The organism is Candidatus Pantoea multigeneris (assembly GCF_011752615.1).
Classification (GTDB): domain Bacteria; phylum Pseudomonadota; class Gammaproteobacteria; order Enterobacterales; family Enterobacteriaceae; genus Pantoea; species Pantoea multigeneris.
Genome location: NZ_VWXF01000004.1, coordinates 239,200 through 251,941, shown reverse-complemented (window position 1 = coordinate 251,941; position 12,742 = coordinate 239,200). Strand labels below are relative to the sequence as shown.

Genomic DNA, 12,742 nt, shown 5'->3' with positions numbered 1-12,742 from the left:
GCTTAGTGCGGCAACTTTTGCAGTGCCGCGCGTAGGTTTTTCAGCGAAGTAGTGATGATGCTCCAGGCATCCTTCGGCTTGTCATGTTCTATGATGAACCATCTCACACCATTTGCTTTCGCCGCTGGCAGAATGGCTGACCAATCCAGCAGACCCTCACCCAGCGGCGCAAAGTTCATTTCATCGTCCCGAATGCCGATGGAGGCGTTATCCTTGGCATGGATGGCATAGATTCTACCGGGATATTCCTGCAGAAAGCGAACCGGATCCTGACCGCCACGCGACACCCAGGCGGCATCCATCTCCAGCTTCAGGTTGTCTCGTGAGGTGTGATTCATCAGAATCTCCAGCGCGGTCACGCCGTTGTACTTTTTCATCTCAAAGTTGTGGTTGTGATAGGCCAGTTGTATGCCGTCATGACGCAGTTTCGCACCCATCGCATCTAAACGCCTGGCGTAGTCAATCCAGCCGCGGGTACTGTCCGGGCGATCTTTTGGTTCAATCCACGGAACGATGATGACCCTGTTACCGACGGATTTATTGAATGCCACGGTAGGTGCGTAGTCATTTTCCAGTGCCGAGAGCTGGACGTGGGCAGAGGTCACCGTCAGCGCATTTTTTTCCAGTAAAGACTTCATCTGTTGCGCACTGAGATCATGGGTTCCCACGATTTCAACATGTTTGAAACCGGCGTCATGCGCCATAGCGAACTGTTTTTCCGCCGTACCGACGTTTCTCAGGGTATACATCTGTAGCGCTATTTCATCATCAATCTGTGCCGCCGACACGGCCATTGAACTCAGCGCAGCAGAAGCAAGCAGACAGGTACTGAACAGTAATCTGGCAAGCATAATATTTCCTTAAATGAAAAGTAATCGATTACAAAGAAGTTAAAAGTAATCGATTACTTTTAAGGTGGCTTAACTCTTTCTGAGAAATGTGATGCGTTTCATACAATTTCGGCGTGGCCGTTATAGAGTTGTCCGAAGACTCTGAGTCAGAGAAGTGGAGGGTGCATCAGGCGGCCGGTAGCATCGTCAACATGGACAAACAGACAGTGCTTCAGCGCGAGATCCTCAAACAGGTCATGCTGTTAAATAACTTTTCACCAGCAAAATTAATTCACTTTTTAGTTCTGATGACAGCAACTGTTCACGCCGTAAGGCATCATGTACCACGCCCTCAATGGCTGAAGCCAGCACCTGACTGGCGATTTTAGCGCGAGCTGTGCCCACCTGTCGGGCGGCAAACGTCAGGTAAAATTCGGCATAGCGGCACTCAAACTCCTGGTGTGCATCGCGCCCGGAGAGCGGTACTTCATCAAGCAAGATGCGGTGCAAACGTGGATTAATGAGGTGGGCGGCAATAATGCCATCAATCATACGTTCAACGTCGGCACTGAAGGTGTCAGTCTCAGCCGGTTTGTTAACTTTGATCGTGTCAAAAACAGCGAGTATCGCCGCGAGGTGCTGCTGCCGGATCGCCTCTGCCAGCGCCAGTTTATTGGGAAAATACTGGTACAGCGAACCAATGCTGACGCCAGCGGTGCGAGCCACGTCATTAGTATTAAATTTCGCCCACCCTTTTTCAGCCAGAATGCGAGTAGCAACATCCAGGATGATGCCGACCAGAAATCGCGAGCGGCTTTGCTGCGGCATTTTGCGCATGGTTTGCGGCGTCTCTGGAACACGAGTATTCACGTAATGGCTCTCCGATTGATAATGCGAGTATTAACTCACATATCAAAAAGGAAATAAAATGGTGTCTCCATCTCAGCGAAATCGAAAAATTAACCTACTTAAACGCTCTTCAGGTATGCCTGGCCCCGATAACTTCGCCATCGTTGAGCAGGATGAACTGGCGTGGGGTGCAAATCAGGTATTAGTGCGCAATCGCTGGTTTCGCGTCTCCATCTCAACCCGCCTGATGATGAGTGAAGAGGCTGTGAGCGTGAAAGGCATCCCGTTTCCGCCGATTAACGTTGGCGATACGCTGGCCGACGCGGCCATCGGTCAGGTTGTTTCAGCACCTGCGGACAGCGGTTTGCAGCCGGGTGAATTTGTGCTTCATCCATTGGGATGGCGGGAATATGCCGTTGTTAACGTCGGCGATTGTACCCGGTTAGGCACCCGACAGCCGAATCCCGTGGCCTGTCTCGGACACGGATGGACGGCGTATGCGGCCCTGACGCGTGCAACCCAGGTTAAACCGGGTGACGTGGTCTTTGTTTCCAGTGGTGCCGGAGCCATAGGCTCTATGGCCGGACAAATTGCCCGTAAGCTGGGTGCCAGTCGCGTTATCGGGAGTACCGGCACGCCTGATAAAGCGCTGTGGATGAAACAGACGTTGGGCTACGACGAAGTCATCCTGCGAGGTGAGGGGAGCATCAGCGAGCAACTGCAACGCTATGCGCCTGATGGCATTGACGTGTTTATCGATATTGTCGGGGGTGAACAACTAGAAGCTGCGGTTTCGCATACCCGTGAAGGTGCGAGACTGGTACTGCTTGGGGCGTTATCTGCTGAACTGGCGAATGCAAAGTCGACTAAATATGCCCCGGTGGAAATCGATGCTTTTGCCTTGATCGTTAAAGGCGTGACCCTGCGTGGCTACAGCGCGGATGAAAATCCCGAAGTCTTTGCTGAATGGCTAGCCTGTGTATCACAGCCTTCATGGGCGGACATCGAATTTCCTGTTACCCGGTTTGCAGGACTGGAAACCGCACCGCTGGCGCTGGAAGAGACCTGTTCCGGCAAGGCGCGTGGATTGGTTTTGGTTGAGCTGTAATGTTCCCCGCGTGAAGACCTGAAAAATAATCTCGCTGGTAAACAATGGGGCATCATTAAGGTGTGGCCCGCTTTAACGCGCCACACCTCTCTGTATCAGAACATCGTGTTGTTATTCGCCGATTTTTCTGGCACGTCCTGGATAACATCCCAGTGCTCGACGATCTTTCCATCCTTAACGCGGAAAATATCCAGCACGGCCTGGCCCCGATCGTGAGCACCGTTGGTCGAGTGAACCTGCAACCAGACCAGATCGTTATCTACTGAGCTGCGTATCACCTGAGCCCGGGAGTTGGGGTTTGCCCGGAAGAAGTCTTTGAAATAGTTAACAAACGGCGCTTTGCCATCCGGCACATCCGGATTGTGCTGGCGGTAATTCTCCGCGATTACGCCTGCGGCTTTATCAACATCATGATGATTAAAGAAGCTGTCATAGAAATGCAGCACCAGTTGGCGGTTTTGCTCGGTATTCACTGTTGGGGTTTCGGCGGCGGCGGCCACGGTATTCACTGTTGCAAGCAGAATACCTGCCAACAGAACGCGCTGAATGATTTTTTTCACTGATATTCCCTCTCTTTTAATGCCAGGTCACAAAAATAGACTGTTTGAGATCCGGATGTTACATTCAGCCAGAACCTTCAACAAGAAGTCAGGATTTATTCACCTGGTCACATCGGTGTGACTATTGGAGAGCACAAATGTCAGTTGAAAAGTGGGAAGGCAGTGAAAATGATATTGCAGAGTTCGGACAGGCCTGCCCAATACGTGATGTGCTGGATAAAATTGGCGATCAGTGGAGCTTACTCATTCTTGAAGCGCTGACCGAAAGAACCGTACGTTTTAACCAGCTTAGCCGGGAGATCGAAGATATTTCCCGCCAGATGCTGTCGCGTACGCTCCGACGACTGGAAGCAGATGGCTATATTAGCCGTAAAATCTATGCGGAAGTTCCCCCTCGCGTCGAGTATGCGCTGACGGACCTGGGTCGATCTTTTCTGGTACCGATGCAACAGCTGGTGCAATGGGCAGACGATAATCATGCCCGTATCTGTCGGGCTCGCCGGTTACAACATGAAAAAATCCTGTCTGAAAAGGGTGATGAGTAACCTAAAGCGCTCCGACGAGGGTTGTGAAAATTCTGGCGCGAATCCATGATGCAATGCTGACAGTGTCTGAGAACGTCCTCAGACTTGCTACACCGTGCGTTAGCAACCCGATTCGCGATAGCGTTTCACCAGCCGCTGAACCTCACGCTCAGTGATATCAAGCTGAGAGGCCGCATCACGACGACGCAGGCGTTTTTCAATCACAGCCTGAATGACGGGAGGACGGTGCAGTTCTTTGTTCGACATGGTCACCAGCATCAGCAGAAATCTCCCAGAAAAGGTGGCAAACGCGCCGCATCTGGGTGACATTATGAACTAGCTAAAAAGTGACATTATCAAATTGGACTCTCACCCAATGTCTATCCATTATTAAGATGTCGCCTTCCTGGCTAAGTTAAAGTGTCATCTGTGACATGGACAGAGTCTGGCTGGTCAGAGTCTATCTTTCGGATGGGCTACCCAGGTCTTCTCGGCAATCATCAGCTTCCTGACGGTTTCCTTTGAGATGCTCAGCCCGAAGCCTGCGTTGAGTAAGCGCCATGCTCCGGTCGGGCTCATGCCCCGGCAGCGGGTACGAATAAGCTTCACCACCTGAAATTTCAGCTCTTCGTCCAGCTGATAGTTGCTGGGTTTTCCCCGGCGAAGATTTATCACGCCTGTCCGGCCGGATTCTCGGTAGCGGCTCACCAGGCGCCGGCATTGTCGGGTAGAGACTTCCATGGACTGCGCAGCTTCTGCCGCTGTGATGTCGCCCGCCAGATACATTTCAATGAGGTCGGCCCGGAGTTGCTCCTGCAGGCTCATTACTTTTTTTCCTGAGTCATTTTTCCTCCCTTAGGCGCCGTGCTCGTGGAAGCGGGCAGGGTGAGGGCGTCAGCGTTTGATGTCTGAGACAAAGTCCGCAGGGTTCACCAGCACCGGATTGATTGCCCTCAGCGCTTCAAGTGCACGCTCCTGAGCCACCCGGCGCGGCATCTTTTTACTGCGTGAGCGTTTCCCGGCCGCTTCCTGCTCATCCTGTTTTTCCTGCGCGAGCCGCAGCACGGCACCGAGGCGTTTGTTGTCGACGATCTCGCCCTGATCCACACAAGCTAGCTTGTCAAAAACCTGATAACTCAGCTCCCGGTGAGCATAACGGAAGCTGATCCTGCCGTCAGGGTATTCATACACGTTGACTTTTTCACCGGCAATACGGGTGTTCGCATCAGAGGGTTCGATGAGATAGAGCATTTTATCGTACTGAAAAGTCAGTGATTTTGATAATTTCCGCTGGCCCTGCCACGCAAAAATATCGTCCAGTTCATCCGGAGATAAACCGGACGGGCGATGCAGATCCTTCGGATACTTGGGCGGTCGCGCAAAGCGGCGGTTAAAGTCATCGATAAAGCCGGTAACCCAATAGTTCGCCTCACTGATGGAGCTGATATTATGCAACCGCATCTCCTTGACCAGTCGATCCTGCAACGTCTTGTTAGCGCGCTCAACGCGTCCCTTAGCCTGACTGCTGTTAGCACAGATAAGCTCAATGCTCAGATCGCGTAGCGCCCGGCCAAACTGCGTGGTTCCGCTGCGGCGTGCATCCGTTCCGTTAACGCGGAAAACGGCGTGCTTGTCGCTGTAGAACGCAACGGGTTTTCCATGAAAATCAATGTACTCTCGTGTTGCCGTCATATAGTCGAACGCTGACTCTGAATCACAAAAACGCAGGTGCATCAGGCGGCCGGTAGCATCGTCAACATAGACAAGCAGGCAGCACCTCGGTGCGCGATCCTCAAACCATGCATGATGAGAACCATCCAGCTGTATCAGTTCACCAAGACAGTCGCGCCGGTGTCGAGGCTGATAAATATGAACCTGACGACGTGAGTGAGGTCGCCAGAGTCCGTCAGAAATCATCCAGTTGCGGACAGTCTCAACCGAAAGCGGGATGCCATGGCGTTTTAAAAGCTTCTCCGTGGCCAGAGTTGGGCCAAAATCCACGTAATATTGCCGGATCAAATGCAGAGCGGCACAGCGCAGCTCATCGGGAATGCGGTTGTTGCCGGGGCGCCCGCGACGTTCTGATACAATCGATGCCGCGCCGTGTTCACGATAACGGCGCAGGATACGTTGAACTTGTCGGACGGTGAGTTCGAGAAGGCGCGCAGCCTCACGCTGCAGCAGAGTGTGGTCGTGAACGCGCTGAATGATGCCGAGCCGGTATAGATCTTTATCTGTCATAGTCACCAACATAAAGTCTGCATCCTGAGCTAAGCCTGTGGAGATCTAAGGTTAGTTCAGGGACGACATCTGTGAATTGCTCCGTACGACATTAGCGTTTTGGAGTAACAACATTAATGCGCACAACGTTGATTATGTTAAATATGGCATGGGCACATTCGGACACAGGTCTTGTCTGTAAACACCTGTGCACCTCCTCTGGCAGATCTTGCCCTTCAGCATATGATTAACATATGCAAATTTTCCTCTTCTGGCCTATACTCACCCTATGTGGGAATAGACCCTCTCATTCAGACTATGAGGAAACACTATGCGAACCGTTTCTATTTTTAAAAATGGTAATAACCGCGCCATCCGCCTTCCCCGCGATATGGATTTTGAAGGTGTGAGCGAACTTGAGATCGTCCGTGAGGGTGATAGCATCGTCCTGCGCCCCGTCAGGCCTACCTGGGGGTCATTTGCTCAACTGGATAAAGCTGACGCAGATTTTCTGGTAAATCGTGGGGATGTTGTCAGCGACGAAGGACGATTTGATCTGTGAATAAGACGTACATGCTCGACACTAACATTTGCTCGTTCATCATGCGCGAGCAGCCAGAGACGGTGATCAAACGCCTGGAACAGGCGGTACTACGCAATCATCGTATTGTAGTCTCGGCTATCACCTACGCGGAGATGCGCTTTGGGGCAATAGGTAAAAAGGCCTCTCCGCGACACGGCCAACTGGTTGAGGCATTTTGCGCGCGACTTGATGCCGTTCTCCCCTGGGACAGAGCCGCCGTGGATGCGACAACGTCAATTAAGACTGCCCTCGCCGCTGCGGGTACGCCAATTGGCCCAAATGACACAGCTATCGCTGGCCACGCAATTGCAGCAGGCTCCGTGCTTGTAACCAACAACACCAGAGAGTTTGAGCGAGTACCGGGTCTGATGCTGGAAGACTGGGCCAGTTAGCTGCACACAAAAATTCCCTACAGTGGTATAGGCATCCCAGAACTACTTCATCATGTTGCCCGGCATCCAGCATGCGCTGCGTTTCTGCCAGGCCATAATTCCAGATGAAACGTGCGCAGCCGCACATCTGGCGCAGTCGTTGCGCCTGTGCGTCCGTGGGTTTCAGTCTGTATTTATACGCCTTTACGATAAGCATGAGCATTCAGTGTCCCGTAAATGAATGCTGGATAAATAACCATGTGTTTTATCTTAAGTTAAGAAGTGCTGGCGATTTTAAAAAAAACAGACATAGCGCATTTTTGCTGCATGCTCACTGCGTTTTATGACGAAATGCCGTCAATGTATCTTTGGTGAGTAACACCGTACGCGCATTAACCAGCGTGCAGCTGAAATGTGCGGTGACTTCGGGGCGAAACTGAAAGCGTGTGACGTCGATGCGGCTCATGTTCACGTGCTGTTCGAACACCCGTCAACAGTGTCGCTATCAAAACGGATTAACAGTCTGAAAGCGGCGGCTACAGCATGCGTTTCTGGATTTACGGATGGCGTACAGTAAGCCCGTGCTTTGGCCGCGCAGCGGCGTTGTCTGCTCATGCGGTGGAGCACCGCCTGACGTCGTGAAGAAGGACATTCAAGACCCGCGAAGCTGACGAATACTTGACGCTACTGCGTCAACTCAAATCCCCCTCCCACCTCCTTCGGTGGGAGTACCCTGACAGTCACTTACCCCACCTCACCAGCTCGTTTCTTTGATGTTGGCTGGTTGAGTAAACCCCCGGATAAAAAAACTGCCTTGAATTTCCAGCGGGATAACAAATTCTGCCTTACAGCCCCAGGTCTGACAGGCCTGGATGATCGTCCGGACGACGGCCCAGTGGCCAGAAATATTTCCGCTCGCTTTCTTTAATTGGCATGTCGTTGATACAAGCAAAGCGGCGCTCCATCAGACCATCAGCACCAAATTCCCAGTTTTCATTTCCATAAGAACGGAACCAGTTGCCGGAGTCATCGTGCCATTCATAGGCATAGCGGACGGCGATGCGGTTACCGCCAAACGCCCACAGTTCTTTAATCAGGCGATATTCATGCTCTTTTTTCCATTTACGGTCCAGGAAGCTCTGCGCTTCTTCACGATTGTTTGCGAACTCAGCACGGTTACGCCATTTGGTATCCAGCGAGTAAGCCTGAGCTACCTTTTCAGCATCGCGGGTGTTCCAGCCATCCTCAGCCAGCCGCACTTTCTCAATGGCCGTTTCCAGAGTGAAGGGAGGAAGCGGTGGGCGTACTTGTGAATCAGTCATGGTAAAACTCCTGTAAATTTCGGTTTAGGTTAAAAATTATTCTCGTCACACAGAGATGAGTTGAGGCCCTGTTCCAGCAGAACTTGCGCAACATATTTCGCTATTTCGATCCCCTCACCAGAATGATCACGCCGGTGGCATAAATGCTGTTCTGATCAGTAAGTCGTTCGCCAGATTCTGTCACTCTTCCCCGCTATCGCCGGGTGCCTTGTCTGTGGCTTAAAGGTAGAACGATCGTTCTACATCGTCAACGATTTTTTCTAAAAAGAATTTCAGGATCAGAAATAGATCGTCCCTGAATTCATTTAAGATATTGTTTTAAATGGATTAATATTTATTAAAATTCGCGAGTTTCAGATACAAAAAGGACAGGTGTAGGCGCGAAACGGAAATTCACCGTGAACGCAAACGGCGAACAAGCCACACTGACGACAGAGCTATTTGCCATCCTGCAGGGAGCAGAACAGTCGGTTGAAGATCGAAAAAATGGCCGCAACAAAGTGGCACGGTGGAGGGGTTTTAAATGAGATATCTGTTACTGATGGTTGAAGAACTTGCCAGCGAACGTCGGGTGAACCATGAAGCCAGAAAAGAGAAATTTCGGAAAACCAGTCAAACGGAAAGCCGTTCACCCAACGTAAAATGTCGGGTGAATGGCTGTAAATTAATTTGCCTCAACAAACACTCGTGACCATCAGTTCCCAGGTGAGGTTTGTTCCAGCATGAGTTTAGCCATTTCCTGTGCGTTGTCAGCGGCACTGCTGTCACCCATTACGTAGGCCATTGTGATGGCACCTTCCAGCAGAATGAGTAACTGCCTGGCGAGAATCTCCGGACGCTCATTATTCAACTGGCCGGAAAGTTCCAGGGCGTAATCCAGTAGCTTTTGCTTGTGCATCTTTGCTATCTGGCGAACGGGATCATCAGGATCTCCAACCTCTCCGGCCGTGTTAATAAACGCGCAACCCCGGAAGCCGTCAGACTCAAACCAGCTCTTCAGAACGCTGAACATATTCAAAATACGTTCCTGAGGTGTCTTACCTTTGTCAGACTCTGTTCTGAACCATTCCATCCATCGTTCGTCACGCTCACACAACGCGGCTGAGGCCACGTCTTCCTTGTTCGCGAAATGGCGATAAATACTCTTTCTTGCAACACCAGAAGTCTTGACCAGCAGGTCCATGCCCATGGCGTGGATCCCATTCTGGTAGATAAGCTGCTCGGCGGTTGTCAGGATTTTTTCGCGTGTGTCATTTGTTTTCTTGTTCATGCGATAAAGGTAGAACTGCCGTTCTACACAGTCAACTTTTTTTAAAAAAGACAGCAGCGCATCACCTATGTGGACGGCATTGTCACGAATACCCCTGACCATCAACCTGCTCAGGGACGGCAGTTGGGACAGAACATTGAGACAGGTCATAGGTGGAAGCTCCATGCGCGGGTCAATGCCAGTGAGAAACCGGGCAGCTTCCAGGTAACAGAAGTGCTTCCGCTCCCTCACCTTTACTTCTGAACATTTCGCCAAATAACGATCAAATTATCGGGTTTCTTTAATGTGTTTATACAGGGTCGCTCTGCCCATACCTAACACCTTCGAAACATAGTCAGCGGAGTTCCTGACATTGAACACACCTTGCTCATACAGATTTTCCACCAGCGCTTTTTTCTGATTTCTGTTAAGCACGGAAAGTGAGGTGTTATTTTCAGACACCCATTTGTGAATGCATGTGTTGATTTTTTCCTGCCAGTCATTTTTAAAAAGCTGCACTGGCTGCGGTTGTAACCGGTTTACTGACAAAAAGAGCTCAAGAGCATTCTTTGCATCTTCAAGAAGCGCCATACTAAAATTTATGCAAAAAACATATCCAGCCCCCTCCTCTTGCGGTACCCGGATACTGACAGAGCGCATTTTTCTTCCATCCCAGTTGAGCTTTTCATAAGGACCCGTCAGTGTCTCAAGTCCTTCCAGCTCTTCAAGACCGGCATCATCACCAATTTGTCGCTTAGATAAATTGTTTGCTAGATAAGCGATTTTACCGGTTTGGGCATCATGCACAGCGACTTCAACGGAGGGGAAAAAAAGTGCAGCGATCCCATCCGCTAACGACGTGATTGTACTTAATTTAAGCGGCGAACCTGCTTGCTGAATTTCCATACATACTCCTGCTCACTCTATTCGTTAAATCTAACGAATATGCATGTTCCTGTCGCTGGTTTCTGTATCTCATGAAGCCGGAACTGGAAAATTCGACGAAGAATATGGCCCTGTAATACACAAAGCCATGGAAAGCTATCAGCGCCCTAATATACTGGCTGATATTTGTGCATCCTGTACGCCAAGCCCCGTTAAATCAGCGATAGTAATGTCCATTGGATCGCGTGAATACAGTGCAGGCTCTGCCAGTAATGATCCCATTTCAATTATCTTTTTCCCGTTTCTCATCCCGTCAGACAACTGGCTGAGTTCACCATAACGACTGCACTGCTTAATTGAATCAACGAGTATCAAATCTGCACTGGCAACCAGAGAAGATTCCAACTCATTTTTACCCGGAGCATCTGCACCCACTGCCGTGATATGTGTTCCCTTGCTGATCCAGTCTTTCCGGATAAGCGGAACGGTAGAGGCCGTCGCGGTAACGATAATTGATGACTGACGTGCGGCCTCTTCCTGATTCAGCGTTACCCGAATATCCAGGCTTAAGTCTGAAAGACGTTGCCTGAAATGCTTAAGCGAATCCTCGCTGCGTCCCCATAGAATCACATTGTTGCATGTGGTTAAGTCTGCCAGTTGGCGCAGTTGTAATTCAGCCTGGAGACCGGTTCCAAAAATAGCGATCCTTTCAACTTTTTCTGGGGCCATGAGTTCTGCGGCAATTCGTCCGGCCAGGGCGGTTCTCATTCCCGTCAGCCATCCATGATCGTTAAGCAGAACTTCTGGCTGGCCCGTCAATGCGGAGAACAGGATATTGAGCCCATCATTACTGGGTAATCCCCTCTTTTCATTCTGATAGAAACCGTTTGAGATCTTTACACAAAACGTCTCTGTACCTTCCACCCAGGCGGATTTAATACAAGAGTCTCCCTGCACGTTTTTAAATGAGAACTGCTGGACGGGGGGCATCTGGACACGGTTTGATGAGAAAGCAATGAAACCTTCGCGTAATTTTGCAAGCGCAAGAGTCTCTTTATAACGCGTCTGTATTTCATCCAGCTCAATGATTTTCATGAAATAACCTGCGCGAATTTTTCGAGGGTAATGTTTCGCCCGCAAATGACAATCGCCACGCGTTTGCCCTTCCATTTATCGGCTTGCTGAATAAATGCGGCCATAGCGACGCCTGCTGCCCCTTCAACCATTTGGCGTTCGTATCTGGCAATAACCTGGATTGCATTTTTAATCTCTTCTTCACTGACTAATACAGATTCATCAATGACTTGCTGGCAAACGGGAAAGGTGATTGTTCCTGGTTCAAGGCCTCCGGCAGTCCCGTCGGAAAGCGTTTCATGCTCTTCGGATTCGACTATTTCTCCGGCCTTGAGAGATGCATACATCGCCACGGATGCTGCCGGCCAGCAGCCGATAACACGGGTATCTGGAGAATGCGTCTTTAATACAGCGCCGATTCCGGAGATCAGTCCACCACCGCCGACGGCAACAAACACGGCATCAAGCTCAGCTTGCTCTTCGAGCATCTCAAAGGCCACTGTACCTTGCCCTGCAATGATATCGAGATCGTTATAAGGCGAAACATATGCAACGCCTTTCGCATTGGCAGCCTGTCCCGCATCGAGTTCGACCTGTAAAGGGTCTTTATCCAGGGTGACTACTTTAGCGCCATACGTTCTGATGGCTTCAAGTTTCAGAGGTGAAGCGGTTGAGGCGGCATAAACAACCACAGGAACACCTGCGATCGCTCCGGCAAGCGCCATTCCCTGCCCGTGATTACCGGAAGAAGCCGTAATAACACCTTTATTTTTTTGCTCTTCGGATAGCAGGCGGATTTTATTACTTGCGCCACGAAACTTGAACGAGCCGGTGTGTTGCAGGTGTTCTGACTTGAGGAACAACTCGCATCCATACTGGGCAGAAAGCGAGTAACTGCGGTCAAAAGGGGTGTGTTTTACCTGCGGGCGTAATGCCGAATGTGCTTCCCGGCTACGGCGACAGATGTCTGAAATGATGGTCATAGCTTTCTCTCCAATGATACATACAGTCTAATATAGACAAATAGTACATAATGTCTACCGACAATGCAGGAGAGCCAGAAATCTTTTGGAGAGGACAGTTTTGAAGGTGCCAGATGACGCCGCATCTGGCACCGATGTTAGCCGGTTCCGGGACAAAGAATGGCCTGTTCGCCCCGTCAGTGGC

At 50.5% G+C, this 12,742-nt stretch carries 15 protein-coding genes and 3 pseudogenes; 6 read left to right on the top strand and 12 right to left on the bottom strand.

Translation table 11 applies throughout. The features are described from left to right. Positions 1-2: 2 nt before the first annotated feature. Together F3J40_RS12010 and F3J40_RS12005 are read right to left on the bottom strand one after the other, a co-directional pair. The gene (locus F3J40_RS12010; protein ID WP_017346767.1) at positions 3-851 is read right to left on the bottom strand and encodes a sugar phosphate isomerase/epimerase family protein; all 849 of its coding nucleotides are present in this window, start codon (positions 849-851) and stop codon (positions 3-5) included. Between the two features lie 234 nt (positions 852-1,085). Then, positions 1,086-1,700 carry a TetR/AcrR family transcriptional regulator gene (locus F3J40_RS12005; protein ID WP_167014889.1) on the bottom strand — a complete coding sequence of 205 codons (615 nt, stop codon included), beginning with the start codon at positions 1,698-1,700 and terminating at the stop codon, positions 1,086-1,088. A gap of 58 nt (positions 1,701-1,758) precedes the next feature. On the opposite strand from F3J40_RS12005, the gene F3J40_RS12000 reads away from it, so the two are divergent. Continuing rightward, a complete protein-coding gene (locus F3J40_RS12000; RefSeq protein WP_167014887.1) occupies positions 1,759-2,787 on the top strand; it encodes an MDR family NADP-dependent oxidoreductase in 1,029 nt (342 codons plus the stop codon). 95 nt (positions 2,788-2,882) lie between these two features. Here the strand turns inward: F3J40_RS12000 and F3J40_RS11995 are convergent, their stop codons facing one another. Next, on the bottom strand, positions 2,883-3,347 hold the full coding sequence (locus F3J40_RS11995) for a nuclear transport factor 2 family protein (protein ID WP_167014885.1): 465 nt from the start codon (positions 3,345-3,347) through the stop codon (positions 2,883-2,885). Positions 3,348-3,484: 137 nt separating this feature from the next. On the opposite strand from F3J40_RS11995, the gene F3J40_RS11990 reads away from it, so the two are divergent. After that, positions 3,485-3,892, top strand: a complete 408-nt coding sequence (locus tag F3J40_RS11990; protein ID WP_167014883.1) for a winged helix-turn-helix transcriptional regulator — start codon at positions 3,485-3,487, stop codon at positions 3,890-3,892. A 105-nt stretch (positions 3,893-3,997) separates the two neighbouring features. Here F3J40_RS11990 and F3J40_RS11985 read toward each other — a convergent pair. The 3 genes and pseudogenes from F3J40_RS11985 to F3J40_RS11975 form a co-directional block, all read right to left on the bottom strand. Then, positions 3,998-4,138, bottom strand: a pseudogene (locus F3J40_RS11985) (helix-turn-helix domain-containing protein); the annotation flags it as partial. A 186-nt stretch (positions 4,139-4,324) separates the two neighbouring features. Beyond that, positions 4,325-4,696, bottom strand: a complete 372-nt coding sequence (locus F3J40_RS11980) for a helix-turn-helix domain-containing protein (protein ID WP_167014879.1) — start codon at positions 4,694-4,696, stop codon at positions 4,325-4,327. A gap of 69 nt (positions 4,697-4,765) precedes the next feature. After that, positions 4,766-6,112 carry an ISNCY family transposase gene (locus F3J40_RS11975; RefSeq protein ID WP_167015155.1) on the bottom strand — a complete coding sequence of 449 codons (1,347 nt, stop codon included), beginning with the start codon at positions 6,110-6,112 and terminating at the stop codon, positions 4,766-4,768. A gap of 310 nt (positions 6,113-6,422) precedes the next feature. Here F3J40_RS11975 and vapB point away from each other — a divergent pair, with 310 nt between their 5' ends. After that, positions 6,423-6,653 carry a type II toxin-antitoxin system VapB family antitoxin gene (gene vapB, locus F3J40_RS11970; protein ID WP_167014877.1) on the top strand — a complete coding sequence of 77 codons (231 nt, stop codon included), beginning with the start codon at positions 6,423-6,425 and terminating at the stop codon, positions 6,651-6,653. Then, positions 6,650-7,066, top strand: coding sequence for a type II toxin-antitoxin system VapC family toxin (locus F3J40_RS11965; protein ID WP_167014875.1), 417 nt, complete (start codon positions 6,650-6,652; stop codon positions 7,064-7,066). The genes vapB and F3J40_RS11965 overlap by 4 nt, the downstream gene beginning before the upstream one ends. Before the next feature lie 55 nt (positions 7,067-7,121). Here the strand turns inward: F3J40_RS11965 and F3J40_RS25185 are convergent. After that, positions 7,122-7,262, bottom strand: a pseudogene (locus F3J40_RS25185) (helix-turn-helix domain-containing protein); the annotation flags it as partial. Between the two features lie 43 nt (positions 7,263-7,305). On the opposite strand from F3J40_RS25185, the pseudogene tnpA reads away from it, so the two are divergent. Continuing rightward, positions 7,306-7,716, top strand: a pseudogene (tnpA, locus tag F3J40_RS11955) (IS200/IS605 family transposase). A 174-nt stretch (positions 7,717-7,890) separates the two neighbouring features. Here the strand turns inward: tnpA and F3J40_RS11950 are convergent. Continuing rightward, positions 7,891-8,367, bottom strand: coding sequence for a nuclear transport factor 2 family protein (locus F3J40_RS11950; RefSeq protein ID WP_167014873.1), 477 nt, complete (start codon positions 8,365-8,367; stop codon positions 7,891-7,893). Positions 8,368-8,890: 523 nt separating this feature from the next. On the opposite strand from F3J40_RS11950, the gene F3J40_RS11945 reads away from it, so the two are divergent. Continuing rightward, positions 8,891-9,058 carry a hypothetical protein gene (locus F3J40_RS11945; RefSeq protein ID WP_167014871.1) on the top strand — a complete coding sequence of 56 codons (168 nt, stop codon included), beginning with the start codon at positions 8,891-8,893 and terminating at the stop codon, positions 9,056-9,058. A 3-nt stretch (positions 9,059-9,061) separates the two neighbouring features. Here F3J40_RS11945 and F3J40_RS11940 read toward each other — a convergent pair whose 3' ends face one another. The 4 genes from F3J40_RS11940 to F3J40_RS11925 form a co-directional block, all read right to left on the bottom strand. Continuing rightward, positions 9,062-9,637 (bottom strand): TetR/AcrR family transcriptional regulator, encoded by a 576-nt coding sequence (locus F3J40_RS11940; protein WP_167015154.1) that lies wholly within the window; start codon positions 9,635-9,637, stop codon positions 9,062-9,064. Positions 9,638-9,904: 267 nt separating this feature from the next. After that, positions 9,905-10,522 (bottom strand): helix-turn-helix transcriptional regulator, encoded by a 618-nt coding sequence (locus tag F3J40_RS11935; protein WP_167014869.1) that lies wholly within the window; start codon positions 10,520-10,522, stop codon positions 9,905-9,907. Between the two features lie 138 nt (positions 10,523-10,660). Beyond that, positions 10,661-11,596: a Rossmann-fold NAD(P)-binding domain-containing protein gene (locus tag F3J40_RS11930; RefSeq protein WP_167014867.1), complete on the bottom strand. Its 936-nt coding sequence runs from the start codon at positions 11,594-11,596 to the stop codon at positions 10,661-10,663. After that, complete coding sequence (locus tag F3J40_RS11925; protein ID WP_167014865.1) at positions 11,593-12,558, bottom strand: threonine/serine dehydratase; 966 nt, start codon at positions 12,556-12,558, stop codon at positions 11,593-11,595. The genes F3J40_RS11930 and F3J40_RS11925 overlap by 4 nt, the downstream gene beginning before the upstream one ends. Positions 12,559-12,742 lie beyond the last annotated feature (184 nt).

What these genes read in the sequence shown, in the direction of transcription:
- F3J40_RS12010 (WP_017346767.1), bottom strand. Translation starts at nt 851, where the DNA reads ATGCTTGCCAGATTACTGTTCAGTACCTGTCTGCTTGCTTCTGCTGCG.
- F3J40_RS11990 (WP_167014883.1), top strand. Translation starts at nt 3,485, where the DNA reads ATGTCAGTTGAAAAGTGGGAAGGCAGTGAAAATGATATTGCAGAGTTC.
- F3J40_RS11975 (WP_167015155.1), bottom strand. Translation starts at nt 6,112, where the DNA reads ATGACAGATAAAGATCTATACCGGCTCGGCATCATTCAGCGCGTTCAC.
- vapB (WP_167014877.1), top strand. Translation starts at nt 6,423, where the DNA reads ATGCGAACCGTTTCTATTTTTAAAAATGGTAATAACCGCGCCATCCGC.
- F3J40_RS11950 (WP_167014873.1), bottom strand. Translation starts at nt 8,367, where the DNA reads ATGACTGATTCACAAGTACGCCCACCGCTTCCTCCCTTCACTCTGGAA.
- F3J40_RS11930 (WP_167014867.1), bottom strand. Translation starts at nt 11,596, where the DNA reads ATGAAAATCATTGAGCTGGATGAAATACAGACGCGTTATAAAGAGACT.
- F3J40_RS11925 (WP_167014865.1), bottom strand. Translation starts at nt 12,558, where the DNA reads ATGACCATCATTTCAGACATCTGTCGCCGTAGCCGGGAAGCACATTCG.
- F3J40_RS11980 (WP_167014879.1), bottom strand. Translation starts at nt 4,696, where the DNA reads ATGAGCCTGCAGGAGCAACTCCGGGCCGACCTCATTGAAATGTATCTG.
- F3J40_RS11945 (WP_167014871.1), top strand. Translation starts at nt 8,891, where the DNA reads ATGAGATATCTGTTACTGATGGTTGAAGAACTTGCCAGCGAACGTCGG.
- F3J40_RS11935 (WP_167014869.1), bottom strand. Translation starts at nt 10,522, where the DNA reads ATGGAAATTCAGCAAGCAGGTTCGCCGCTTAAATTAAGTACAATCACG.
- F3J40_RS12000 (WP_167014887.1), top strand. Translation starts at nt 1,759, where the DNA reads ATGGTGTCTCCATCTCAGCGAAATCGAAAAATTAACCTACTTAAACGC.
- F3J40_RS11940 (WP_167015154.1), bottom strand. Translation starts at nt 9,637, where the DNA reads ATGAACAAGAAAACAAATGACACACGCGAAAAAATCCTGACAACCGCC.